Origin of the sequence: Kribbella soli (assembly GCF_004331345.1) — a bacterium.
GTDB lineage: Bacteria > Actinomycetota > Actinomycetes > Propionibacteriales > Kribbellaceae > Kribbella > Kribbella soli.
Window position 1 is genome coordinate 51,090 of record NZ_SJJZ01000007.1, and the last position, 23,013, is coordinate 74,102.

At 68.4% G+C, this 23,013-nt stretch carries 21 protein-coding genes and 7 tRNA genes; 14 read left to right on the top strand and 14 right to left on the bottom strand.

Annotation, left to right across the window (positions count from 1 at the left end):
- Positions 1-70 precede the first annotated feature (70 nt).
- Genes E0H45_RS41965 through E0H45_RS41975 form a run of 3 tightly spaced genes read left to right on the top strand, consistent with a single transcriptional unit; the run spans position 71 to position 2,426 of the window.
- Positions 71-988 (top strand): ATP-binding cassette domain-containing protein, encoded by a 918-nt coding sequence (locus tag E0H45_RS41965; protein ID WP_131348411.1) that lies wholly within the window; start codon positions 71-73, stop codon positions 986-988.
- On the top strand, positions 985-1,635 hold the full coding sequence (locus tag E0H45_RS41970; RefSeq protein WP_131348413.1) for a DedA family protein: 651 nt from the start codon (positions 985-987) through the stop codon (positions 1,633-1,635). Before E0H45_RS41965 ends, E0H45_RS41970 begins: the two co-directional genes overlap by 4 nt.
- Positions 1,632-2,426: an ABC transporter permease gene (locus E0H45_RS41975; protein WP_131348415.1), complete on the top strand. Its 795-nt coding sequence runs from the start codon at positions 1,632-1,634 to the stop codon at positions 2,424-2,426. The genes E0H45_RS41970 and E0H45_RS41975 overlap by 4 nt, the downstream gene beginning before the upstream one ends.
- A gap of 50 nt (positions 2,427-2,476) precedes the next feature.
- On the opposite strand, the gene E0H45_RS41980 is transcribed toward E0H45_RS41975, so the two are convergent.
- The 4 genes from E0H45_RS41980 to E0H45_RS41995 all read right to left on the bottom strand — a co-directional run bounded on the left by E0H45_RS41980 (position 2,477) and on the right by E0H45_RS41995 (position 7,570).
- Entirely contained in the window at positions 2,477-4,015 is a 1,539-nt protein-coding gene (locus E0H45_RS41980) for a MinD/ParA family ATP-binding protein (RefSeq protein WP_131348417.1), read from the bottom strand.
- 215 nt (positions 4,016-4,230) lie between these two features.
- The gene (locus tag E0H45_RS41985) at positions 4,231-4,896 is read right to left on the bottom strand and encodes a response regulator transcription factor (RefSeq protein WP_131348419.1); all 666 of its coding nucleotides are present in this window, start codon (positions 4,894-4,896) and stop codon (positions 4,231-4,233) included.
- Positions 4,893-6,449, bottom strand: coding sequence for a sensor histidine kinase (locus tag E0H45_RS41990; protein WP_131348421.1), 1,557 nt, complete (start codon positions 6,447-6,449; stop codon positions 4,893-4,895). Before E0H45_RS41990 ends, E0H45_RS41985 begins: the two co-directional genes overlap by 4 nt.
- Positions 6,450-6,496: 47 nt before the next feature.
- Entirely contained in the window at positions 6,497-7,570 is a 1,074-nt protein-coding gene (locus E0H45_RS41995) for a GntR family transcriptional regulator (RefSeq protein WP_131348423.1), read from the bottom strand.
- Positions 7,571-7,650: 80 nt separating this feature from the next.
- Here E0H45_RS41995 and E0H45_RS42000 point away from each other — a divergent pair, with 80 nt between their 5' ends.
- The 3 genes from E0H45_RS42000 to E0H45_RS42010 are packed head-to-tail and all read left to right on the top strand — an operon-like array spanning position 7,651 to position 10,490.
- Positions 7,651-8,367, top strand: a complete 717-nt coding sequence (locus E0H45_RS42000) for an SDR family NAD(P)-dependent oxidoreductase (RefSeq protein WP_131348428.1) — start codon at positions 7,651-7,653, stop codon at positions 8,365-8,367.
- Positions 8,368-8,399: 32 nt separating this feature from the next.
- Positions 8,400-9,857 carry an ArnT family glycosyltransferase gene (locus E0H45_RS42005; protein WP_131348430.1) on the top strand — a complete coding sequence of 486 codons (1,458 nt, stop codon included), beginning with the start codon at positions 8,400-8,402 and terminating at the stop codon, positions 9,855-9,857.
- 18 nt (positions 9,858-9,875) lie between these two features.
- Positions 9,876-10,490, top strand: coding sequence for a formylglycine-generating enzyme family protein (locus tag E0H45_RS42010; RefSeq protein ID WP_131348432.1), 615 nt, complete (start codon positions 9,876-9,878; stop codon positions 10,488-10,490).
- On the opposite strand, the gene E0H45_RS42015 is transcribed toward E0H45_RS42010, so the two are convergent.
- Positions 10,476-11,471: an NADPH:quinone oxidoreductase family protein gene (locus E0H45_RS42015; protein ID WP_131348434.1), complete on the bottom strand. Its 996-nt coding sequence runs from the start codon at positions 11,469-11,471 to the stop codon at positions 10,476-10,478. The genes E0H45_RS42010 and E0H45_RS42015 overlap by 15 nt on opposite strands.
- Before the next feature lie 106 nt (positions 11,472-11,577).
- Between E0H45_RS42015 and E0H45_RS42020 the strand changes: the two genes are divergently transcribed.
- A complete protein-coding gene (locus E0H45_RS42020; RefSeq protein ID WP_131348436.1) occupies positions 11,578-12,063 on the top strand; it encodes a GNAT family N-acetyltransferase in 486 nt (161 codons plus the stop codon).
- Positions 12,064-12,375: 312 nt separating this feature from the next.
- On the opposite strand, the gene E0H45_RS42025 is transcribed toward E0H45_RS42020, so the two are convergent.
- The 3 genes from E0H45_RS42025 to E0H45_RS42035 form a co-directional block, all read right to left on the bottom strand.
- Positions 12,376-12,447 (bottom strand) — tRNA-Val (locus E0H45_RS42025).
- Positions 12,448-12,470: 23 nt separating this feature from the next.
- A tRNA-Cys gene (locus tag E0H45_RS42030) sits at positions 12,471-12,541 on the bottom strand.
- 32 nt (positions 12,542-12,573) lie between these two features.
- A tRNA-Gly gene (locus E0H45_RS42035) sits at positions 12,574-12,646 on the bottom strand.
- A gap of 174 nt (positions 12,647-12,820) precedes the next feature.
- Between E0H45_RS42035 and E0H45_RS42040 the strand changes: the two genes are divergently transcribed.
- Positions 12,821-13,639 (top strand): aminotransferase class IV, encoded by an 819-nt coding sequence (locus E0H45_RS42040; RefSeq protein ID WP_131348438.1) that lies wholly within the window; start codon positions 12,821-12,823, stop codon positions 13,637-13,639.
- 505 nt (positions 13,640-14,144) lie between these two features.
- Here the strand turns inward: E0H45_RS42040 and E0H45_RS42045 are convergent.
- Positions 14,145-14,705, bottom strand: coding sequence for a CGNR zinc finger domain-containing protein (locus E0H45_RS42045; protein WP_131348440.1), 561 nt, complete (start codon positions 14,703-14,705; stop codon positions 14,145-14,147).
- A 127-nt stretch (positions 14,706-14,832) separates the two neighbouring features.
- Here E0H45_RS42045 and E0H45_RS42050 point away from each other — a divergent pair.
- Positions 14,833-14,904 (top strand) — tRNA-Val (locus tag E0H45_RS42050).
- Positions 14,905-15,241: 337 nt separating this feature from the next.
- Here E0H45_RS42050 and E0H45_RS42055 read toward each other — a convergent pair.
- On the bottom strand, positions 15,242-15,682 hold the full coding sequence (locus tag E0H45_RS42055; RefSeq protein WP_131348442.1) for a pyridoxamine 5'-phosphate oxidase family protein: 441 nt from the start codon (positions 15,680-15,682) through the stop codon (positions 15,242-15,244).
- A 90-nt stretch (positions 15,683-15,772) separates the two neighbouring features.
- Between E0H45_RS42055 and E0H45_RS42060 the strand changes: the two genes are divergently transcribed.
- From E0H45_RS42060 to E0H45_RS42075, 4 genes are all read left to right on the top strand, one after another.
- Complete coding sequence (locus E0H45_RS42060; RefSeq protein WP_337590437.1) at positions 15,773-16,660, top strand: sigma-70 family RNA polymerase sigma factor; 888 nt, start codon at positions 15,773-15,775, stop codon at positions 16,658-16,660.
- Positions 16,661-16,818: 158 nt separating this feature from the next.
- Positions 16,819-16,891, top strand: a tRNA-Gly gene (locus E0H45_RS42065).
- Between the two features lie 48 nt (positions 16,892-16,939).
- A tRNA-Cys gene (locus E0H45_RS42070) sits at positions 16,940-17,010 on the top strand.
- Between the two features lie 3 nt (positions 17,011-17,013).
- A tRNA-Val gene (locus tag E0H45_RS42075) sits at positions 17,014-17,085 on the top strand.
- A 47-nt stretch (positions 17,086-17,132) separates the two neighbouring features.
- Here the strand turns inward: E0H45_RS42075 and E0H45_RS42080 are convergent.
- From E0H45_RS42080 to E0H45_RS42095, 4 genes are all read right to left on the bottom strand, one after another.
- Positions 17,133-17,966: an EamA family transporter gene (locus tag E0H45_RS42080; RefSeq protein WP_131348444.1), complete on the bottom strand. Its 834-nt coding sequence runs from the start codon at positions 17,964-17,966 to the stop codon at positions 17,133-17,135.
- Positions 17,967-18,142: 176 nt separating this feature from the next.
- On the bottom strand, positions 18,143-18,886 hold the full coding sequence (locus E0H45_RS42085) for an SDR family NAD(P)-dependent oxidoreductase (protein WP_131348446.1): 744 nt from the start codon (positions 18,884-18,886) through the stop codon (positions 18,143-18,145).
- 44 nt (positions 18,887-18,930) lie between these two features.
- Positions 18,931-19,998: a ribosome small subunit-dependent GTPase A gene (rsgA, locus tag E0H45_RS42090; RefSeq protein WP_131348448.1), complete on the bottom strand. Its 1,068-nt coding sequence runs from the start codon at positions 19,996-19,998 to the stop codon at positions 18,931-18,933.
- Between the two features lie 154 nt (positions 19,999-20,152).
- A complete protein-coding gene (locus tag E0H45_RS42095; RefSeq protein WP_131348450.1) occupies positions 20,153-21,382 on the bottom strand; it encodes a YhjD/YihY/BrkB family envelope integrity protein in 1,230 nt (409 codons plus the stop codon).
- Positions 21,383-21,400: 18 nt separating this feature from the next.
- On the opposite strand from E0H45_RS42095, the gene E0H45_RS42100 reads away from it, so the two are divergent.
- Positions 21,401-23,011 (top strand): acyl-CoA dehydrogenase family protein, encoded by a 1,611-nt coding sequence (locus E0H45_RS42100; protein WP_131348451.1) that lies wholly within the window; start codon positions 21,401-21,403, stop codon positions 23,009-23,011.
- Positions 23,012-23,013 lie beyond the last annotated feature (2 nt).

Sequence of the window (23,013 nt, forward strand, 5' to 3'; positions counted from 1 at the left end):
TGGTCCGATGTGACCGGGAGCCGGAATTCCTAGGTTCGAAGAACCACAACGAGCCAGGAAGGGCCCCGGCGTGATCACGCTCGAAGGACTCACCAAGAGGTACGGCGCGACCACCGCGGTGGACTCGCTCGACCTCACCATCTCCCCCGGCCGGGTCACCGGCTTCCTCGGGCCGAACGGCGCCGGCAAGTCGACCACGATGCGGATGATCCTCGGTCTCGACAGCCCGTCCGACGGCACCGCACTGGTCGACGGACGCCCGTACGCCGAGTGGCCGAGGCCGCTGACCAAGGTCGGTGCCCTGCTCGACGCCAAGGCCCTGCACCCCCGCCGGTCCGCCCGCGGCCACCTGGTCGCGATGGCCCGCAGCAACGGCGTCCCGGTCAGTCGCGTCGACGAGGTGCTGTCGATCGTCGGCCTCGATGCGGTGACCAGAAAACGCGCCGGGCAGTTCTCCCTCGGGATGGGCCAGCGCCTCGGCATCGCCGGCGCGCTGCTCGGCGATCCCGAGGTGCTGATGTTCGACGAGCCGGTGAACGGCCTCGACCCGGACGGTGTTCGCTGGGTCCGTGAGCTGATGCGCTCGCTCGCGGCCGAGGGCCGCACGGTCTTCGTCTCCAGCCACCTGATGAGCGAGATGCAGCTGACCGCCGATCAGCTGGTCGTGATCGGTCGCGGCCGCCTCATCGCGGACGCCGCGGTCGGCGACGTGATCGCGGGGTCGTCCAGGACCACGATCGTCGTCCGGGTCCCCGATCCAGCGCAGCTCGCCGTACTGCGGGATCGGCTGACGGCTGAGGCGGAGCGGGTGGAGACGGCTGACGAGCGGCTCGTGGTGACCGGCGTACCGGCCGAACGAGTCGGCGATCTCGCGCACGCACTCGGCGTACGGCTGCACGAGCTGGCGACGGAGCGTGCTTCGCTCGAGGAGGCCTACATGGAGCTCACGGCGGACAGTGTCGAGTACGGCGTGGCGGTGGCGTCATGAGCGACGCGATCCTGCACTTCGCGAACGAGTTGATGTCGTCATGGTGGATCTACCTTGCGTTGTGGGGATTCGCCGCGCTCGACGGGTTCTTCCCTGCCATCCCCTCGGAAACCCTCGTGGTGACGGCGGGGGTGTTCGCTGCGGCCAGTGGTGAGCCCAACCTGTACGCCGTGATTGTGGTGGCTGCCGTCGGCGCCTTCATCGGCGATCACGTCTCCTACGCGCTCGGCCGCGGCGCCGGCGGGCGGTTGCTCGACCGGATGAGGCCGGGGACCAAGCGGTACGCCGCGGTGCTCTGGGCGCGACAGACTCTCGCCGAGCGCGGCGGACTGGTCCTCGTGGTCGCTCGGTACGTACCGGGCGGACGCACTGCGGTCACGCTGACGATGGGATCGGTGCGCTACCCACTCCGGCAGTTCTCGGCGTACGCCGCGCTGGCAGCGATCAGCTGGGGCATCTACTGCACTCTGGTCGGCTACATCGGCGGGAAGGCGTTCGAGGACAACCCACTGAAAGGCGTGGTCCTCGGCATCGGACTGGCGCTCGCAGTCACGCTGATCGTCGAGGTCGTCCGGCATCGACTCAAGAAACGGCGTCAAGCTCAGCTCGAGCCTGAACGCGAACTCGTGGAAGCAGGTGACCGGTGAGCGCAGCAGTGATCACCCCAAGGATCATCGGCGGGCTGCCGAATGCGGTGCGATCGGAGTGGACCAAGCTCTGGACGGTCCGGTCCAGCTGGTTGAACCTCGCGGCCGGCGTACTGCTGAGCACCCTGCTCGGGATGCAGTACGGCTGGGGACTCGCCTACGACAACAGCCACCTCGGGCCGGGAGAGGTGGCGGAGAAGCAGCCGATCGGTCACTTCGGCGCATCGGTCATCCTGATCGTGCAGGTGGTCATCGCCGCGTTCGCACTGCTCACAGTCACCTCGGAGTACGCGACCGGCAGCATCCGCTCGACCTTGCAGTGGACTCCAGTGCGGCGGTACGTCGTACTGGCCAAGGCCGCCGTGCTGGCGCCGGTCCTGTTCGGCTACGGAGTCGTGGTGGCAGCCCTCGCGTCCGTGGCGGGCGGTCTGACCGCCGGCTCCTGGGCTGACTGGGAGGCGGCGGGATTCGTGACCGATCTGCTGTCTGTCGGCTTCTACGCGACTGCTGCGGGACTCTTCAGCGCCGGGATCGCCTGGGCGGTCCGGAGCACTGCCGGCACGCTGACTGTGGCCTTTCTACTGCTCCTGGTGGTCCCGCTGATGATGGGACAGAGCTCATTGCGCGCACTGGTGTGGACCTCGGCCCTGCTGCCAGGCGGCGCCGGCCAGAACTACCTGACGGGCGCGACAGACCCGCTGTCCCCCGTGCTGAGCGCAGTGGTCCTGATCGCCTGGGCGGTCGGCGGGCTCGCCCTTGGCGCGGGTGTCCTCAAGCGACGCGACGCCTGAACAGCAACGAGGCGGTCCGGAGGTTCTCCGGACCGCCTCGTAGGTCGAGCTCAGCGGGGGGTGTTGAGGGCGGTGGTGATCTGTTCGGAGACCCGGGCGGCCAGGTCCAGGGCGGCGCGGCGGGTGGCGGGCTGTAGGGCGTTGTGGTCGAGCGGACCTTCCGCCGCGACGTGCATGTCGGTCGGGATGTCGATGACGGCGGCCGCGCGGGACTCGAAGTACGGGCGGAGCTGCTTCTCAACCTCCTTGTTCACGTCACCGGGGCCGTTGGAGACCGCGATGATCGCGCGGCGGATCAACCGCTGCGCCTCCGGGCCTTGGTTGTCGAGCTCCTCGAGCATCTGCACGGCGGCCGCGCAGGACAGGCTCTTCCACTTGATCGGGATGACGAGGGCGTCGGCCGCCTTCATCGCCTCGCGCCAGTTGCTGGAGCCCTCGTTGTTCCCGGTGTCGATCACGAGCACCTTGTAGAACCGGCTCAGCAGGCGGTGGATCTGGTCGAAGTCCTTGGCCTCGATCTGCGCGTACGTCGTGGTCGCCGACGTGAGGACGTCGTACTGACCGGCGACCTGGTGCCGCAGGTACGCCGCGACGTCGCCGAGCCGGGCGTCCGGCTGGGTCAGCATCGGCATCGCCTGCAGCATGTCCGTGACGGTCGACCGCGAGTTCGTGTCGTGGGTCCGCAGGTGCATGTTGCCGCGCAGCTCGTTGTTGTCCCAGGCGACGACACCGCCGCCACGGGCCTGACCGAGCGCACCGGCCAGCATCAGGGTGGTCGGCGTCTTGCCCGAGCCGCCCTTCGGGTTCGCCACGACGATCGTCACCGGACGGCGGAAGGCCGTCGCGGCGGTCGCCCGCGCGATCCGCTCGGAACGCTCGGAGCTACCAGGACGCAGCTTCAGCATGCTCCGCATGCCGCGCTCGGCCGGAGCCTCCCGCGGCAGCGGCAGTGCCTGGATCAGCTCGTCGGCGCGGTACGACAGGTTCTGCGGCGGCTGCTGCGCCTGCTGACCGGGGACGCCCTGCGGGAAGAAGTGCTGAGCGGCCGGCGACAGCGGCTGACCACCCTGACCCGGCTGGGGCGCCGGAGCGGGCTGCGGAGGCTGGGCAGGCGGGAACTGGGTTCCTTGCGGCTGTGCGGCCTGCTCCGTTCCGGAGCCGTGGAACGACGAACCGCCGAACACAGGGCCGCTCTGACCGGCATCCTGAGCGGGAGTGGCAGTGTCGTCGGCAGCTGCGGGCTCGGCCTCGAGACCGGCCTCGTCGTCCTGCTCTTCCGGCTGACTCCACGACGCAGCGCCGGACGCGGCCGCCGGCTGCGTCCACGACGGGCTCGGCGCACTCGGCTGCGGCTGGGTCCACGGCGCCGGCTGGTCGACGGGCTTGGTGGCCGGTCCGGACCACGCGTCGCCAGGGAAGTCCTGCGACAGCGCGTCCGACTGCTCTTCGGTCTCCTCGACGGGTTCGGCGTCGGGCGTCTGGCTGGGGTCCGGCTGAGACCAGGAGGGGGTCGGCTGCCACATTCTCCGGACCTCGGCCGCCGCCGCTTCCCGGTCCTTGTGCTGTCCGGAGTTGTGCGAGTCGGTCACGACCTGGATCCCCGATTCTGTACGAGGGGGCGGGTGGCCCCTGGAGGCTTGCTGGGTAGTCCGGAGAGGTGAGGTCTCCGGGAGGGTCCACTATCCCATGACCCGGTGTCCTCACCACGTCACCACCCGGAGCGTTCGATGACGGTTCGACAACCAGTATCCAGGCTCGCGCCGACCATGCATCCCGGTGACCCGAAGCGGCCAGATCGGCCCTGTCAGCCCGTGACCAGACCCGCTTCGTAGGCGACGATCGCCGCCTGGACCCGGTTCTTCACGCCGAGCCGCAGCAGCACCGCGCTGACGTACGCCTTCACGGTCCCCTCGACCAGGTACAGCCGGCCCGCGATCTCGGCGTTCGACAGGCCGGCACCGACCAGTCCGAGCACCTCCAGCTCCCGGGGAGTCAGTACGGCGACCTGCTCCTTGGCGGCCGCGGCACGCGCCATCGCACCGCCGCCGGACCCGGCACTCAGCTCGGCGATCACCCGCTGGGCGACCTTCGGGGACAGGTAGGCGGCACCGTCGGCTACTGCCTTCAGCCCCGCGATCAGCTCCCGCGGGTCGCCGGACTTCAGCAGGAAGCCGCTCGCGCCGTCGCCGAGCGCACGCGCGATGTAGGCGTCCTCCGAGAAGGTCGTGAGGATGACGACCGCCGTGTCCGGGACGGTCCGCCGGATCTCTGCGCCGGCAGCCAGTCCGTCCATCCGCGGCATCCGGATGTCCAGTACGGCGACGTCCGGCCGGTGCCGTCGTACCGCTTCGACGGCTTCGACGCCGTCGGCTGCCTCGGCAACGACCTCGATCTCGTCGTCGGTGCCGAGGATCGCGCGGACACCGGCCCGCACCATCGCCTCGTCGTCGGCGAGCATCACCCTGATCATCCGTTGCCTTCCGGGGTCGGTGGAACAGAACCGCTCTGTACGACGGCCTTGGCGACCAGTGCGCCGTTCGCGAAGCACAGGCGGTACACGTAGTTGCTGGAGAACGGAGCGGCCGGCCGGTAGTACCGGCAACCCCAGCCGGCCGGTGGTTGGTAGCCCTCCCCCGGCGGGTCGATCATCTGCATCCGCGGTAGTACCTTCGCCACGTCCGCCTCGGACTGGCCGATGACGAGTCCGTCGTACTGCGCGGGTCGCAGGATCGCGCTGTAGCCGGCGACGAGGTAGTAGCCAAGGGCAACCGCACCGACTACCGCACCTAGTAGTACCGGCGCGGCAATGGCAGTGATCAGGCCGCGCTGCGCACTCCGCCGTACCGTGGCTCGCTCCACCGCGGCAGTCGGCGGCTCCGGTCGGCCGCCTGCGCGCGGCATCGTGGCACTGACCTGGAAACCACCACCTGGTCGTGGAGCTGCAGTGAACGAGCCGCCAGCGAGCCGGACGCGTTCACGCAGGCCGTCGAGACCACGCCCACCTGACGGCGCAGCCACAGGTTGACGCGCTCCGGTGTCGACAACCTCCACTTGTACGTCGTCCTCGTGTGTCGTCACGCTGACGGTCACGGGGGCGCCAGGGGCGTGTTTGCTCGCATTCGTCAACGACTCCTGCACCACGCGGTGCACAGCACGGTCCACCATCGGCGCCAGTACGCCGTCAACGTCCTCAGTCAGCTGCACCGCCAGACCGGACGCAGCGGCCCGGTCCACCAACGCACGCACGGTTTCGTCATGCGGCACGATCGGTGCGTCCTGGTCACGCAGTACGCCGACGATCTCGCCGAGCCGCTCCGTCGCCGTGGCGGCTGACTCGCGTAGCTCACCCGCAGCCCGTCGGTGCTCCTCCGGCAGGGACGGGTCGAGTTCGAGGGCCGCGGCGCGCAGTGCGATCAGGCTGAGCTCGTGACCGACCGAATCGTGCATGTCCTCGGCGATCCGGGACCTCTCGCGCAGGCGCTCCTGGTCGATCTCCATCTGCTGCTCGCGCTCGATCCGCTCAGCGCGCTCCCAGCCCGCGGTCGCCAGCAGGGCCTGCTGTGCTCGGTAGCGGCCCATCAGCCACGGCAGCACGACCAGGAGTAGCGCGAGCAGAAGCAGCATGAGCCACGTCAGCACCGCCTCTGTCGCCAGCGCTCCCCCGCGCACCGTCAGGGCGAGGAGGAGCATCCCGAGCAGCGACCAACTGCACAGCAGGACGAAGTGCTTGAGCTGCGTCTCCCGTCGCCCGGCCAGGTAGCTCAGCAGGCTGATCGCCGGTACCAGGGCAATCTGCACACCGTTCGTCGTACCGAGCGCGAAGGCGAGGACGACGATCTCTGTCCACGCCACGACGCTCAGAGCCACCAGAGGCCACCTGCGTCGCCCGAAGACAGCAAACGCGAGTACGGCGAGGCAGACAGCGCGGAACCAGTACGGGTCGTGCCGTGCACCGCTCTCTGCGAGCACCAAGAAGCTCAGCGCGGCCCACAGACCCACGTCCCCCAGGCGCCGCCACTTCATGACGTAGACGCTACACAGTCGCACCGCGCGCGCCGTACTGCCGAAAGTCAGGTCTGCGCGTCAATGAGCTCGAACGGCACGAGGGACAGGTTCGGAACGGGCTCACCGCGCAACTGCGCGAGTAGTAGGTCCACGGCCCGCCGACCCATCTCTGCCTGGTTCTGCCGGACATGCAGGTACGGCGGTCCGCCGATGGAGTCCCCCGGAGAGTCGAAGCAGGCGACCACGCGGTCACCGCCCAGCGCCCTGTCGACCATGCGGGCCAGGTTGTACTCACACGCGAAGTACGCCGTCACCTCGGGCCTCTGGTCGCGGAAGGCGCGGATGGTGCCCATGTCCGCGTGGACGCTCTCAGTGGTCGTCGAGCCGGGCAGTGTGCTGCGGAGGTCGGTCAGCTCGTGCGGATGACCGGCGTCGGTGAAGGCTGCGCGGAAGCCCTCCAGCCGGTCCTCGATCGAGGAGGTGTTCACCGGCGGCGGCGAGACGAAGGCAACGTGCTCGTGACCGCGCTCCAGCAGCCGCGTGGTGAGTGCACGAGCAGCAGCCACGTTGTCCGTGTGCACCGCTGCTACCGGGATGCCGGAGAGATGACGGTCCACCAGGACCACCGGGAACCCGTCGAGCACCTGCCGGAGCAGACTGGCGTTGTAGAAGTCGCCGTGCACCGGGAACACGATCAGACCGTCCACAGTGGCCACCAGCGAGTCGACAGCCTTCTCCTCATCGGTCTGCCGGCCGTGCGTACGCCGTACCACCAGGTGGGCGCCGTACTCCGCGCAGCGCTCCTCGATCGCGTTGAGAAGCGGCAGGCCGTACGCCTCGGACATATCAGGCACGATCAGGGCGATCGACCGGGCCTCGCGGCGCGGCGTCGGACGCAGCGGGACGGTCAGATCGGTGAGGTCGGGCAGCCGGCGTACGACGAAGGTCCCCTTGCCCCGGACGCGCTCCACCAGACCGGCTTCCCGCAGTACCTCCAAGGCGCGCTTGGAGGTGATCCGGCTGACCGCGAACTGCGCCGCCAGCTCCATCTCGGACGGCACCCGGTCGCCTGGCCGCAACGCACCCCGGCGGAGCTGCTCCAGCACGTGAGCACAGATCCGCTCGTACAGCAGTGCCACAGCGCCTACCCCTCGGAGGTTCCGGTTGACATATCCAATCATCCCGCAAACCGTCGGTGCGGCGTGGCACCGTACCGAACATGGAAATCGCGGGAAAAGTCGCAGTGGTGACCGGCGCCGCGGTCGGCATCGGGCGCGCGATCGCCGTCCGCCTGGGCGCGGCAGGCGCCTCGGTAGTGGTCGCGGATATCGATGCGCCCGGCGGGCAGCGAACGTGCGAGCTGATCGGGCCGTCGGCGCGCTTCGTCAACCTTGACGTGCGGGACGACGCAGCAGTGGCCGAGCTGATGGCATGTCAGCCACAGATCCTGGTCAACAACGCGGGCGGCGGCGCCGTCCTGACGCCGTCCTTTCCGGAAGCCTCGGTCGACCGCTGGACGGCGTCGCTCGAGGTGCACCTTCGTGCGCCGATGCTGTCCACACAGCTCGCGCTTCCTGGCATGCGAGCGGCAGGCGGCGGGGCGGTGGTGAACGTCGGCTCGACGGCCGGAGTGCGCTTCGGGCCACACGTGTCCCCGGAGTACAGCGCGGCGAAGGCCGCCCTCATCCGACTCACCACGACGCTGACTCCCCTGCACGCCAGTCACGGCGTCCGGGTGAACTGCATCGTCCCCGACTGGGTCGCCACTCCTCGCGGACTACGCGAACGCGAGGAGCTGCCACCGGCTGATCGCGGACCTGCGCTGATCCCCCTCAGCACCGTGACCGACGCCGTCATCCGCTTCGTGACAGACGAGACGCTCGCCGGCCGGGTCATGCTCCTGGAGCGCGAGCAGATCCCTCGCCTGTTGAACTAGTCGCAGCCCCGTTCGGCTGACAGCATGCCGTCATGACCCGCCCACCAGTGCCTGCGTTCGCCGCACGGCCTGTGGCGACCGTCGCGTTGATCGTCGGTGCGGTGCTGACTGCGCTGTCCGGACGCTACGGCTACCACCGTGACGAGTTCTACTTCATGGTCGCCGGCCGGCATCTCAGCTGGGGGTACGTCGACCAGCCGCCGCTGACCCCGTTCATCGCGCGCGTGTCGACGGCTGTCTTCGGCGACACCGTCATGGGGCTGCGGGTGCTGTCGACGCTGAGCACTGTCGCGGCAATTGTCGTGGTCGCGCTGATCGCCCGGGAGTTCGGCAGCGAGCGGCGTGGACAGATCCTCGCTGCTGTCTGCGCCGCGGTGTCCGGCTTCGTGCTCGGCGTCGGCCATCTGGTCTCTACGGCGACATACGACCTGCTTGCCTGGATGTTGATCGGCCTGTTCGCAGTCAAGCTGCTGCGGACGGGCGACGGCCGCTGGTGGCTCGCGCTCGGGCTGACGGCCGGGATCGCGTTGGAGAACAAGTACCTCGTCGTGTTGCCGATCGGCGCGCTCCTCATCTCGCTGCTGATCGTGGGACCGCGTGGGGTGCTGCGGTCCTGGTGGCTGCTCGCGGGCGTGGCGGTCGCGGGTCTGATCGCGTTGCCGAACGTGCTGTGGCAGTTCCAGCACGATTGGCCGCAGCTCACGGTCGCCAGCGGGATCAGTGAGGACGACGGCACCGAGAACCGGATCATGTTCATCCCGCTGCAGCTCTTGCAGCTGTCACCGTTCCTGGTCCCGGTCTGGGTGGCCGGCTTCCTGCGGATCTGGCGGCAGCTGCGCTGGGCTCGTTCCATCGGACTCGCGTATCCCGTGTTGTGCGTCGTCGTGCTCGTGACCGGCGGGAAGTCGTACTACGCGCTGCCGCTGCTGCTCGTGCTCGTGGCAGCCGGTTGTGAACCCGTTCTGCGCTGGGTCGATCGACACCGCGTAAAGGCTGTCGTGGGACTGGTCCTGACTGCCGTAACATCTGCCGTCTTCACCCTGCCGGTCCTGCCCGCGTCGGCGGCCGACTTTGTCATCCCGGTGAACAAGGAGCAGGGCGAGCAGATCGGGTGGCCGGCGTTCACCGAATCCGTCGCGGGCGCCTGGGGCCAGATCCCATCTTCCCAAGGAGCGACTCTCTTCACCGGCAATTACGGCGAGGCCGGGGCACTTGTGCGCTACGGGCCTGCGCACGGCCTGCCAGCGCCGTACTCCTCGCACATGAGCTTCTGGGACTGGTCGCAACCGCCGGACACCAATACCGGTCCGGTGCTGCTCGTCGAGATCGAACGGAACCCGGGCCTCGAGTCGCACTTCCGGGACTGTAACCAGGTCGGCACGGTGGACAGCATCGTCTCGAACGACGAGGACGGCACCGCCCTGGTCCTGTGCGCCGGGGCCGCCGAGCCGTGGTCCACCTTGTGGCCGAAGATCCGGCAGTTCTATTGATCCGCTTACGGTTGGACGATGCTCGACCTCGTTGACCTAGTTGACCTTCCGGCCGGGCTGTTGTTCCTGCGCGACGACCGGGTCGGCAAGCGGTGGCACGTGAACCTGCTCGCCTTCCGTCTGGCCCGGTACCCGGTGACGAAGGACAGCCTGCCGCTCACCGGCGTGAGCTGGTACGACGCCGTTGCCTTGTGCAACCAGTTGTCGATTGAGGCCGGCCTTCCCGTTGCCTACACGATCGACGGCGAGCAGGTGGACTGGGACCAGTCCTCCCCCGGCTACCGGCTGCCCACCGAGGCCGAGTGGCAATACGCGTGCACCGCCGGCACACCCGGGTATCGCTACGGTCCGCTCGACGAGATCGCCTGGTACGCCGAGAACTCCGACGCGCATCCGCATCCCGTCGGCCTGCGGACGCCCAACGCGTGGGGGCTGCACGACATGCTCGGCAACGTGTGGGAGTGGTGCTGGGATCTGTACGACCCAGAGACGTACGGCTCGTACCGGATCTTCCGCGGCGGCGGTTTCGCCGACGGGGAGCGCTCTCTCGGTTCCACGGTCCGCCGGCGATCGCATCCGACGTTCGCGATCGAGGATCTCGGTTTCCGGGTCGCGCAGTCAGTCGTCGGCTGACGGCCTGAGGGCGAGCTTGCCGACGGTCGCGCGGGCCTCGAGTTCGGCTAGGGCCTTCGGGCCGTCGGCGAGGTCGTAGACGGTAGGGCGGCCGGGTGGGTACACGCCGGCTTTGATCAGCTCGTCGAGCTCCTCGAGGACCTCGGCGAAGAGCTCGGGCGCGTGCTGGATCGTGGTTGTCAGGTGCTGGCCGATCACGTGCACCGGGTGCTTGAAGTTCAGCTCCCAGTTGCTGATCGAGGCCTCACCCGCCGCGGCTCCGATCACGACGACCTTGCCGGTCACCCGGCGCGCGACCTCGATGCTCTGCCGGAACGTGTCGCCGCCGACGGATTCGAGCACGATGTCGACACCACGCCCACCCGTCAGCCGGCGTACCTCGGCGACCAGGTCCGCCGTCCGGTAGTCGATCGCATGATCCGCGCCAAGCCGCCGTACGACGTCATGCTTCGACGCCGATGCCGTGGCGATGACCGTTGCGCCGTAGTGCTTCGCGATCCGCACAGCGGCCTGCCCTACACCGCCTGCAGCCGCGTGGATCAGCACCGTGTCGCCAGCGGCCAGGCGTCCGAGCGGGCGGAGAGATGCGAGAGCGGTTGCCCAGTTCAGAACCAGGCCGAGCGCTTCGTCGTCGCTCCAGTCGGTCGGCACCGGTACGACGGCGTTCGCGGGCATCAGCATGTACTCCGCGAAGGCGCCGGCGCCCGTGCCGATGACGTGGTCGCCGAGGGCCACGCTCGTCACGTTCTCCCCCAGGGCGACGACCTCACCGGCTGCCTCGAAGCCCGCGAGGTACGGGGGCTTCGGACCGCCGTCGTACGTGCCTCGCGTCTGCATCACGTCAGCGAAGTTCACCCCGGCGGCACCGACTTTCACGAGGACCTCCCTTGGTCCCGCCACCGGCACCCCGACGTCCACGAGCCGCATCGCTCCCGGACCGTCCAACGAAGGCTGTTCCAGCGCCCGCACGACCGTCACCATCCTTTTGAGGGTTGTTTGATGATGATCGTACATCTGTTTGCCCGTTATCGAACTCTTTCCCGAAATCCGGTCGCGCCCGACTGACGGCGGCGGCTAGCTTGCCGGGATGGAGCTGCCACTCACCACTCGCAGGCTGGCTCTCCGCTGGCCGATCGAGTCCGACCTCCAGGCCCTGGTGGAGCTCTGGACCGATCCCCGTGTCGCCCGCTTCATGGACGACTTCGGCCCCCGCGACGAACAGGCCGTCCGCGAATGGCTGGACCTCCACAGCAGCCCCACCACCCGAGACGGCACCCACCTCCAACTGATCCCCACCCGCCGAACCGACGCCACCCCCGTCGGCTGGCTGGGCCTGGGCGTCAGCGACGACCCCACCGCCGACTGGAGCTTCGGCTACGCCATCCACCCCGCCCACCGCTCCAATGGCTACGCCACCGAGGCCCTAGCTGCCGCCCTAACCCACCTGGACGTAACGGTCTGGGGCGAATGCCACCTGACGAACGACGCCTCAGCCCACGTAATGCAATCCGCCGGCATGCAAGAACTACCCCCCACCACCAGCCGCCGCTTCCTCCACACCCCCACCACCTAGCCGCTCGCTTGGCGACTGAGATGGAAACCCGACCCGCACAGGTGAGCTAACCGCCCAACCCAACCACCGCAGCCGAGCGAAGCGAAGGCGTCCGGCTGCGGGGCGGGCGGTCGTGTGGTGAGCGACCGGCGAACCCGACCCGCGCTTGGTGAGCCGACTGCCAACCCGACCACGGAGCCGAGCGAAGCGAAGGCGCAAGGGGGTGCGGGTGGCCGAGCCCCCGCTCGCGGCAAGCGCAGCGCAGCCGCACAAATGACGAAGGCGAGGCGGTCAGCGCAGGAACTGCGCGACACACCTCGCCTATCGGCTTCGTGGACGATACTGGGATCGAACCAGTGACCTCTTCCGTGTCAGGGAAGCGCGCTACCGCTGCGCCAATCGTCCAAGGGAACCTGTTGGGGTCCTCGAGGTGGAGACGGGATTCGAACCCGTGTACACGGCTTTGCAGGCCGTTGCCTCGCCTCTCGGCCACTCCACCACTGAGAAAGCTGGCCTGCCGAACCCTCTCCGAGCGGACGACCGGGTTCGAACCGGCGACCTCAACCTTGGCAAGGTTGCGCTCTACCAACTGAGCTACGTCCGCAGTGCGCCCGGTTTCCGTCTCTCCGGCGCGAGAAGAACATTAGCCCATCTCCGCCTCAGTTCAAAAACCGGGGTCTCCGGTACGTCGACGTACCGTCATCAACTGCTCACCTTCGGACTCCCGCGCGGACCGGGATCACCTGCGCACTAAGGTGTTCCGCGGAAGGAGCACCACATGCGTATCTGGCTCAACGGCGCCTTGCTGGACGACGAGGCGACGGTCTCGCCGCTGGACCACGGGCTGACCACCGGTGACGGCGTTTTCGAGACGATCAAGATCGAGAGCGGCCGCCCGTTCGCGGTCCGGCGGCATCTCGACCGGCTCGTCCGCTCGGCGGTCGGGCTCGGCCTCCCGGCGCCGGATGTCGCCGCGATCGAGGCCGGTATCGACGCGGTGGTCGCGGCCGATCCCGGCATCCCGTTCGGCCGGCTCCGGATCACGTACACGGGCGGTGTCTCCCCGCTGTCGTCGGACCGCGGCACCTCCGGCCCGACCGTCCTGATCGCGACGCAAGAGATCAAGCGCCCGTCGCCGGTATCCGCGATCGTCACAGTCCCGTGGGTGCGCAACGAACGCAGCGCGGTCGCCGGCCTCAAGACCACGTCGTACGCCGAGAACGTCCGCGCCCTCGCCTACGCGAAGGAACGCGGCGGCAGCGAGGCGATCTTCGCCAACACGATCGGCAACCTCAGCGAAGGCACCGGCTCGAACATCTTCTGCGTGTACGACGGTGAGCTCGTCACGCCGACGCTCGAGTCAGGCGCACTGGCCGGCGTGACGCGCGGACTCGTCCTCGAATGGTTCGGCGGCGTCGAGCGCGACGTACCGCTGGAGCAACTGTTCGAGGCCGAGGAGATCTTCCTCACATCGACAACGCGTGATGTCCAGGGCATCCAGCGTGTCGACGACCGCGACCTCCCCGCTCCCGGCACGATCACCGCCCAGGTCGCCAAGATCTTCACCGAACGCTCCACGGAGAACCCCAACCCGTAGCCCCCACTCTCTCCGGAACATAACTGCCGCCAGACGCACAAAAGGTTCCGCAAAGAGCACCGGCCCGCGCTGACCCGGCCGTCCGGCTCCACAACGCAACCACCGAACGGGCCACCCGCGAAGCCTTCGACACCCACGAACCCGCCCACCGCCGCCAGCCCGTTCCAACGCGAGGGGATATCCCCTCGCGTTGGGGGTTCTCCCCTGTAACACCAACAGAGAACCCCCAACAGGAGGGGATATCCGTTCGAGTTATCAGGCGACGCCGACCTGGTCTCGCTTGCGGAGGGTGTCGCCGTACTGACCCGGCGGTGTGACGCGTACGCGGAGTCGGCGCAACCGCTCGGCGCCGTGATGCCTCGGCCGAGTCGGTCGTCGTCATCGACAACCCGTGACGGCGTACGCCGACCGGCTCGCCGACGGGCACGCGCCGTCATGCGTGTGCCGAGTCGGCGATCGACGGGTCCGCCGGTGGGACGTGCGCCGAGTGCCCGCCGGCTGGGTGTTACTCGCCGGAGGCTTTGCGGCGTTCTCGGTAGGCGGCTACGTGTAGGCGGTTGCCGCAGGTGCGGGCGTCGCAGTACCGCTTGGAGCGGTTGCGGGACAGGTCGATCAGGGCGTCGTCGCAGTCCGGCGCCTCACATCTGCGGAGGCGTTCGCGCTCGCCGGCCGAGATGACCTGCGCCAGCGCGATCCCGCACTCCACCGTGATCCGGCACGCCATCGACGCGCCCGCGCGGGAGTAATGGATGTGCCACGGATGCCCGTCGTGGTTGGTCAGCCGCGGAGTCGACGTACCGCGCGCGATGATCGCGTTGATCATCGTCGCCGCGGACGCGTCGGAATCCGTGGTGAACACCGGTGCGAACAACGGCCGCAGGTCGCGGACCTCGGCCAGGTCCTTGTCCGTCAGCGTGTCGACCGCGCTGAACTCCCGTTCCTGGACGAACTTCTCCAGTTCCTCCAGGGTGTCCAGCGAATCGACCTGGCTGTTCGGTCCGGGCATCGTGTTGACGAGCCGGACCAGCGTCCCGAGTGCCTGCTCGGTGTCGTGCGAGAAAGTCACAATCACGTCTCCAACGCGACGGGGTCTCCGTCCTGCAGCAAGAGTAGCCCGGCCCGATTAGATCGTCGCTTCATCATGCGCTATGGTTTCACCCGCAACACCACACAAGAAACATCAGTACCACCCCGGGCGATTGGCGCAGTGGTAGCGCGCTTCGTTCACACCGAAGAGGTCACTGGTTCGAACCCAGTATCGCCCACGAATCCGGCAGGCGGCATGTGTTCGCGGAAAGCGCGAACCGTGCCACCTTCGTCATTTCATGCGGCTGCGCTGCGCTTGCCGCAAGCGGGGGCTCCGCCACCCGCACCCCCTTGCGCCTTCGCTTCGCTCGGCTCCGGTGGCTGGGTTGGGCAGTTAGCTCACCAGTGCGGGTCGGGTTCGCCGGTCGCTCACCACACCACCGCCCGCCCCGCAGCCGGACGCCTTCGCTTCGCTCGGGCTGGCGGGCTCCGAAGCCGAACTGCGCGTCTGCCTCAACGTCTGGATGACGCAGCGGTCGCATCTCGCGATGTCGGAGCTGGCGTTCCTCTGGTGAGTCAGACGACCCAGGTGCCGTTGTCCATCAGTACGCGGTCCTTGAGTTCGTTGACCTCGCGCCAGGCCTGGATCTTCGTCGGTGTGACACGGAAGAACGGGTAGTTCGGCAGCGGACGCGGGTCGAAGCCGGCCTTCGCCGCGAACGCCGCACCCTCGGCCTCCGACGCCTCCACGACCGAGACCGTGCCGCTCACGTGGATCACGTCGCGCATCTCCCCCAGCGTCAGCTGTACGACGGGATTCGCCAGGAGGTTCCGCGCCGTCGGGTTGGACCGCGACGTCGACAGCAGCAAGGTCCCGTCGCTCCACAAGAACGAAAGCGGCATCAAGTACGGCGTACCGTCGAGCGACGCCGTCGATACCCAGGCGTCGACGTCCTTCTCCAGACGGTTCAGGGTGTCCTGCTTGCGGACCTCCAATGGGCGGGCCTCGGCCGTCATCGCTCACTCCTCTGTCACATGTGGTGCTCGTGCTCCGTCAATCGGATGACGGCGCTCGGCCGGTCAGTGTGACAGCTCAACATATGACAGGTGAAGGATGTGATCCGGATGGGCGGCGACGACTGGCTCGCGACGCGGTTCGAGCAGAACCGGGACCGGCTGCGGGCTGTCGCGTACCGGATCCTGGGCTCCGAACCCGAGGCCGAGGACGCGGTCCAGGAGACCTGGATCCGGCTCAGTCGCAGCGACAGCGCGACGATCGACAATCTCGGCGGCTGGCTGACTACCGTGGTCGGGCGGATCTGCCTCGACATGCTGCGAACCCGGCGCGGGCGGCCGGAGTTGCCGGTCGGCGAGCACTCCCCGGTCCTCGCGGACGACGTCGTACCGGATCCCGAACTCGAAGCAGTACAGGCCGATTCGGTCGGGCTAGCACTGCTAGTGGTTCTCGAGACGCTGTCGCCGGCCGAGCGCCTCGCGTTCGTGCTGCACGATCTGTTCGCCGTACCGTTCGAGGACATCGCGCCGATCATCGGCAAGTCGCCCGCCGCCGCGCGCCAGATCGCCAGCCGGGCGCGACGACGGGTCCGCGGTACGCCGGAACCGACCGACGTCGACGTGGTGCGGCAGAAGGAAGTCGTCACCGCCTTCCTCGCCGCGGCACGTGGTGCGGACTTCTCGGGACTGCTTCACGTGCTCGACCCGGAGGTCGTCGTACGCGCTGACGCAGGCGCCGCGGCCTATGGAGGTATGCCGGCGCTCGCAGGAGCTGCCCGGGTCGCGCAGGAGTTCTCCGGTCGAGCGGCCGCCGCAAAGCTGGTACTGGTCGACGGAATGCCCGGCCTGGTTTGGATGCAGCGTGGCGAACCGCTGATTGTGTTCTCTTTCACCGTGGTCGACGGGCGTGTCGCCGCGATCGATCTCCGGGGCGATGCGGAGTACCTTGAAAACGTCGATCTGGTATCGCTGAAGATGTGACCGGACGGCGTGGCGAGTGGACAGAATCGATGGGACTCGTGTGACGGATGAGGTGCGATTCAGGCTCGTCGGGACCCGGTGAAATCGGGTTTTTGTCCGGGCGCAAAGTGCGCTACTGTTCTGCTCTCGCACGGAGCGGAAACGCGACGGAGCGCAGCGCGGACGTAGCTCAGTTGGTAGAGCGCAACCTTGCCAAGGTTGAGGTCGCCGGTTCGAACCCGGTCGTCCGCTCGGAGAGGGTTCGGCAGGCCACCGTCCTCAGTGGCGGATTGGCCTCATGGTGGAGTGGCCGAGAGGCGAGGCAACGGCCTGCAAAGCCGTGTACACGGGTTCGAATCCCGTCTCCACCTCGAGGACGATTGGCGCAGCGGTAGCGCGCTTCCCTGACACGGAAGAGGTCACTGGTTCGATCCCAGTATCGTCCACAACAAACAGGCGGTGGGTGCGAAAGCGCCCACCGCCTGTTCGCATTTCAGCGGCGGCTCTGGGCCGCTACCGCCAGCAGAAGCACTGCGGCGCCTAGCAGTGCTAGCGGGGTCAGTCGTTCGTGAAACGCGAGGACGCCGATCGTCGCCGCCACTACTGGTTCTAGCAGCGCTAGAACTGCCGCCGTCGACGCTTTGAGAGTTCTCAGGCCGACGTAGAACAGGGTGTAGGCGACAGCGGTGGGCACCAGTCCGAAGTACGCGATCAGCAGCCAGCCGATGAGCGTCGTGGGCAGCGCGGCGAAGGGTGCCAGGAGCAAAGCGCCTGCGGTGAAGCCCAGAAGCGCAGTGGTCAGGGGGTCCGGCGTGTTGCGGTTCAAGAGCGTTGTCAGCGAGTAGCCCGCCGCGGACATCACGGCTGCTGCGATGCCGGTGAGGTTGGCTGTGCCGCTGGTGGCGGACAGGAGGACGAGGCCGACCACGGCAGCGAAGAGAGCTGGGGTCAGCCGTTCGCGAGCGGCGACCGTGATGAAGATCGGGGCCGCGCCCAACGCGATCACGGTGGCTATACCGACGCCAACGCGCGGGATGGCGGTGAAGTAGCCGAGCTGACAAACGGCCAGACCCAAACCGCTCAAGACGTGGCGGAGCGGGCTAGCCGCGAGCACTGGTCGGAGCGGGCCGGCCGCGAGTACGGGCCGGGCGAGGCGCGCGAGAGTCAGCCACACAACAGCTGCGGCCAGGCGCCAGAAGGACGTGGCCAGTGGTGTGAGGCCGGCGTACTGGGACAGCAGGGCGCCGGTCGGGCCGCCGGTGCCCCAGGCCAGGGCGGCGAGAACGACGTAGACGAGGGCACGCCTCGTCGAGAGACGATGATGCATCGGACACTCCGGGAAGATGTTCGCAACGAATGGTCGGGGCGTCTGCGAACAGCCCGAAGAAGCCCAGGCCGGAAGACCTGAGCGCGAGGATGCCGTCCGCTAAACGGCGGCCGGCGGAGTGATGATGCGATGCACGAAAGGACCCTAACCAGTCCCCAGGCGTCGAGCGAACGGATTTACATCCGCAGGTACGAGCCGCCGTTGAAGTCGAGGACGGTCCCGGTGGCGAACTCGGCTTCGCGCGACGCCAGGTACAGAATCGCGGCCGCGACCTCGGACGGATCGGCCACACGCTCGAGCGGGCTCTCCAGCCGGCGGCGGTCGTACCCCTCACCGGCCAGGTTCACCGCGGCCATGTCGGTGACGGTCCAGCCCGGCGCGATCGCGGTCACCGCGATCCCTTCCGGCCCCAACGCCCGCGCCAACGACTGCGTGAACGAGACGATCGCCGCCTTCGAGGCGCCGTACGCCGGCTGGTTCGGTTCGCCGCGGAACGCGCCGCGGGACGACACGTTCACGATCCGGCCGCCGCGCGCCATGTGCCGCACCGCGCACCACGTGACGTTGGACGGACCAACGAGATTCACCGCGAGCGTGTCCGCCCACGCCTGCTGCCATTCGGCGTACGTCGTCTCGCGGATCCGGTGCGGGTGATACACGCCGGCGTTGTTCACGAGTACGTCGATCCCGCCCAGCGCCGCGGCGGCGTCCGACACCATCGCCTCGATCGCCTCCGGATCCGCCAGGTCTGCCTGCACCGTCAGATGTCCCGACCCCGGCAGCTCCTTCAGCACCTGCGCCGCGGCGTCCGCGGAGGCGCTGTAATGGATCGCGACCCGGTCACCCGCGGCGGCGAACGCCCGCGCCGCCGCCGCACCGATCCCCCGCGAAGCCCCCGTCACCAGCACCGATCGGTTCATACAACCGATCCTTTCACTGCAGAACAAAACAGCAGAAGGAGGGGCTACGGTCGAGGCTTGTGGTCGCGGCGGTAGGACTTGCTGGCGCGGACCCATTCCTTCTTCGCCTCGGTCCGGAGCCGGACGTTCGCGCGACGGGCCATGTGCGCCGCCTCGCGCTGCAGCTTCACCCAGCTGTCGTAGCGCCGGTACGGCAGCGACCCGTCCTCCAACGCCGCCTGGACCGCGCACTCGGGCTCCATCACGTGTGAGCAGTCCTTGAACTTGCACTGCTCTGCCAACGCCGTGATGTCCGGGAATGCCGCGGCCAGCCCCTCCCCGCTCTCCTGCAGACCGATCCCCCGCAGCCCAGGCGTGTCGATGACGACCCCGCCCTGAGGTAGCGCGATCAGCTCGCGCCGTACCGAGGTATGCCGGCCCTTCCCGTCCTCACGGATGTCCTGCACGTCCAGCAGCTCTACGCCGGCCAGTGCATTCACCAGTGACGACTTGCCCGCGCCACTCGAACCTAGCAACGCTAGCGTCGCGTTCCCGTCCAGCAGCGCCCGTACGTCGTCCATACCCGCGCCCGTGGTCGCGCTGCACACGAGTACGTCGGCACCCGGCGCGGCGACCGCCACGTCCTCGGCCACCGACTCGGCATCCCCGACGAGGTCGGACTTCGTCAGTACGACGACCGGTCGCGCACCGCTCTCCCAGGCCAACGCCAGGAACCGCTCGATGCGCACGATGTTCGGCTCCGGGACCAGCCCGACGACGATCGCGATCACGTCGACGTTGGACGCGAGCACCTGCCCGCGGGACGAGCCGCCGACCTCCGCCCGGACGATCGTCGTACGGCGGGGCAGCACCGACTCGAGCGTGATCCGGTCGTCCGGCCAGAAACGCAGTACGACCCAGTCCCCTGTGCAGGGGCCGGCCTGCGCGTCGGCGGCCATCTCGGCGAGCAACGCACCGGACCAGCTGGCGCGGACCGGACCGTCCTCGGTCAAAACCGTCGCCAGGCCCTTGTCGACCCGGGCGACGCGTCCCGGGACGAGGTCCTCCGGGACGGACTGCAGAAACTCGGCCGTGGAACTGTCGAGTCCCAGGGCCTGAAGCGTGGCTGACATGCGGCGAACCTTTCAGAGGGTCCGGCCGCGAGATCAGCTCAGCGGACGGACGGTGCGGGAGACAGCGGCCCAGTGGGCCTGTTGCAAGCTCATGGCAGGTGCCTCCCTTCCGAATCCCAGCGGTCCCGAGCCGGAACCGTGTGTCGCGATGCCGTCAGCCTAGGTCGTCGGTGTCACCCTGCGCACCGGATTTTCCGACCGACGCGGCCTTCCGCGGAACCTCAGGCTCACCTTGAGCTTCAGGCTCAGGCTCAGGTCGAGGCGCAGCGGAGGGAGCAGCCTTACGGGGCCGCTTGGCGAGCTTCTCCACCTTCCGTCCGATGGCCGCCTCCGGGCGCTCCTCCGACTCCACCGGCGTCGGCACGTAGCCCTCTTCGTGGTGGTGCGGATCCGGCTCCGCCTTCATCACCGGCTCGACCTCGTCCTCGTCGTCAGCGTCCGCGTCCGCGTCGACCTCGGCCTGCTTCACCTCAGCGACGTGCTGCTTGTGCGGCCACAGCCGGTCCACGACCGCGTTCAGCGCCGCACCGATCAGTACGGCGATGGCGCTCATGTAGAGCCACATCAGTACGGCGATCGGCGCCGCCAGCGGACCGTAGATCGACGTACCGCCGACCGTGCTCTGCAGGATCCACCGGAGCACGAAGCTGCCCAGGATCCAGATCGACAGCGCCAGGAACGACCCCGGCAGGTCCGAGACCCACGGCGTCCGGATCGGGACCGAGAGGTGGTACAGGGTGTTCAGGAAGCCCGCGGACAGGATCGTGACCACCGGCCAGTACAGCTGGTTCAGGAAGTCCAGCCGGTGCGGCAGGAGTGCGTCGACCGCGTCGGGTCCGGCCAGCACCAGCGGCAGGACGATCACGCCGATCACCAGCGCCGCGCAGTACAGCGAGAACGACAGCGCGCGGGTGCGGACGATGCCGCGCTTGCCGCCCATCCCGTACATGATCGTGATGGTGTCCACGAACACGTTCAGCGCGCGGCTGCCGGACCAGAGCGCCAGCACGAAACCGATCGAGATGACGTCCGGACGCCCGCCGTTCAGCACCTGGTTCAGCGTCGGCACGATCACGCTCTGGACCGAGTCGTCGGTCAGCGCCCGGGCCGCCAGTTCGGCGATCTGCTGCTTGATGTCGTTGATCGTCTCGACCTCGAACCACTTGCTCGCGATGTAACCGAGCGAGCCTGCCAGCCCGAAGATCAGCGGCGGCAGCGAGAGGATCGCGAAGAACGCCCCCTCGGCCGCGAGTCCCGTGACCCGGTAGCGCAGACAGACCCCGATCGTCTGGGTGATCAGCTTCCAGGTCGTCGCGGGGACTTTGCGGACCCATGCCAATGAGAGGGAGCTCCCACCCGTGGGTCCTGCCCCAGAACGTGCCATACCGCTTACCGTACTGACATGGCGGACCCATTCGCGGTAACGAATCAGGCTCCCCCACTGCGGGGCGTGAACTTCTTCACCCAGGACCCGGCGCTCGGTGACGCTCTGCGTCCGTACGCCGACCTCGCCGGCGACCCCGGTCTGCACAGGATCGGCGAGCTCGCGGGATCCGAGGAAGCGCTCTCTCACGTTCTCCCGGCGAACCAGAACCCGCCCGTGCTGCGCAGCCACGACCGCTACGGGAACCGGATCGACGAGGTCGACTTCCACCCGTCATGGCACTGGCTGATGGAGCAGGCCGTCGGGTTCGGGCTGCAGGCGGCGCCGTGGACCAGCGAGCGACCGTCGCCACACCTGACCCGCGCGGCCGGGTTCTTCCTGTGGTCGCAGGTCGAGCCGGGCCACGGCTGCCCGATCTCGATGACGTACGCCGCCGTGCCCGCGCTCAAGGCGGACGAGCAACTCGCGAAGGAATGGATCCCACAGCTCGCCTCCACGCAGTACGACGTACGCCGGCTGCCGGCCGCCGAGAAGTTCGGCGTACTGGCCGGGATGGGGATGACCGAGAAGCAGGGTGGTTCCGACGTACGGGCGAACCTCACGACGGCGACGCCCGCCGGCGATGTGTACCAGCTGAACGGGCACAAGTGGTTCTGCTCGGCGCCCCAGGTGGACCTGTTCCTGGTGCTCGCACAGGCGCCGGACGGGCTGAGCTGCTTCGTCGTGCCGCGGGTTCTTGCCGACGGCAACCGGAACCCGTTCGCGCTGCAGCGGCTGAAGGACAAGCTGGGCAACCGCTCGAACGCGTCCAGCGAGGTCGAGTTCCACGGCACGATCGGGTACCGCCTCGGGGACGAGGGCGCCGGCGTCCGCACGATCATCGAGATGGTCGCGGCGACCCGGCTGGACTGCGTTCTCGGCTCGGCCGCGCTCCAGCGGCGCGCACTCGTCGAAGCGACCTGGCACACGCGGCACCGCTCGGCCTTCGGCGGCCTGCTCGCCGACAAGCCCGCGATGCAGAACGTGCTGTCAGACCTAGCTGTGGAAAGCGAAGCAGCTACCGCACTCGCCATGCGCCTGGCTGCTGCGGTGGATTCCTCAGACCCGAAGGAAGCAGCCTTCCGGCGGATCGCGCTTCCCCTCGCGAAGTTCTGGGTGTGCAAGCGGACGCCGTTCATGGTCGCGGAGGCGCTGGAGTGTCTCGGCGGCAACGGGTACGTCGAGGAGTCCGGGCTGCCGCTGCTCTACCGCGAGTCGCCGCTGAACTCGATCTGGGAAGGATCGGGCAACGTCAACGCGCTCGACGTACTGCGTGCGCTCCGCCGCCCGGAGTCGCTCGAGGCGTGGCTGCTCGAGATCGGCTCGGTCCAGGGTGCCGACGCGCGGCTCGACGCGGCGGTCAACGACGTACTGCAAGCGCTTGCTGACATCGAGAACGCCGAGGCCGGGGCGCGGCGACTGGCCGCGCGGATGGCCCTGTGCCTGCAGGCGTCGCTGCTGATTCGGCACTCGACGCCGGAGGTCGCGGACGTGTTCGTGGCGTCCCGGCTGGCCAACGACTGGGGTGGCGTGTTCGGGACGCTCCCACGGACGACACCGTTCGAGTCGATCCTCGCCCGGACGATATAAGG

Excerpts from the sequence above, each read along its gene's own strand:
- E0H45_RS41970 (WP_131348413.1), top strand. The coding sequence starts at position 985 with ATGAGCGACGCGATCCTGCACTTCGCGAACGAGTTGATGTCGTCATGG.
- E0H45_RS41985 (WP_131348419.1), bottom strand. The coding sequence starts at position 4,896 with ATGATCAGGGTGATGCTCGCCGACGACGAGGCGATGGTGCGGGCCGGT.
- E0H45_RS41990 (WP_131348421.1), bottom strand. The coding sequence starts at position 6,449 with ATGAAGTGGCGGCGCCTGGGGGACGTGGGTCTGTGGGCCGCGCTGAGC.
- E0H45_RS42000 (WP_131348428.1), top strand. The coding sequence starts at position 7,651 with ATGGAAATCGCGGGAAAAGTCGCAGTGGTGACCGGCGCCGCGGTCGGC.
- E0H45_RS42005 (WP_131348430.1), top strand. The coding sequence starts at position 8,400 with ATGACCCGCCCACCAGTGCCTGCGTTCGCCGCACGGCCTGTGGCGACC.
- E0H45_RS42010 (WP_131348432.1), top strand. The coding sequence starts at position 9,876 with ATGCTCGACCTCGTTGACCTAGTTGACCTTCCGGCCGGGCTGTTGTTC.
- E0H45_RS42015 (WP_131348434.1), bottom strand. The coding sequence starts at position 11,471 with ATGGTGACGGTCGTGCGGGCGCTGGAACAGCCTTCGTTGGACGGTCCG.
- E0H45_RS42020 (WP_131348436.1), top strand. The coding sequence starts at position 11,578 with ATGGAGCTGCCACTCACCACTCGCAGGCTGGCTCTCCGCTGGCCGATC.
- E0H45_RS42040 (WP_131348438.1), top strand. The coding sequence starts at position 12,821 with ATGCGTATCTGGCTCAACGGCGCCTTGCTGGACGACGAGGCGACGGTC.
- E0H45_RS42055 (WP_131348442.1), bottom strand. The coding sequence starts at position 15,682 with ATGACGGCCGAGGCCCGCCCATTGGAGGTCCGCAAGCAGGACACCCTG.
- E0H45_RS42080 (WP_131348444.1), bottom strand. The coding sequence starts at position 17,966 with ATGCATCATCGTCTCTCGACGAGGCGTGCCCTCGTCTACGTCGTTCTC.
- E0H45_RS42085 (WP_131348446.1), bottom strand. The coding sequence starts at position 18,886 with ATGAACCGATCGGTGCTGGTGACGGGGGCTTCGCGGGGGATCGGTGCG.
- rsgA (WP_131348448.1), bottom strand. The coding sequence starts at position 19,998 with ATGTCAGCCACGCTTCAGGCCCTGGGACTCGACAGTTCCACGGCCGAG.
- E0H45_RS42095 (WP_131348450.1), bottom strand. The coding sequence starts at position 21,382 with ATGGCACGTTCTGGGGCAGGACCCACGGGTGGGAGCTCCCTCTCATTG.
- E0H45_RS42100 (WP_131348451.1), top strand. The coding sequence starts at position 21,401 with ATGGCGGACCCATTCGCGGTAACGAATCAGGCTCCCCCACTGCGGGGC.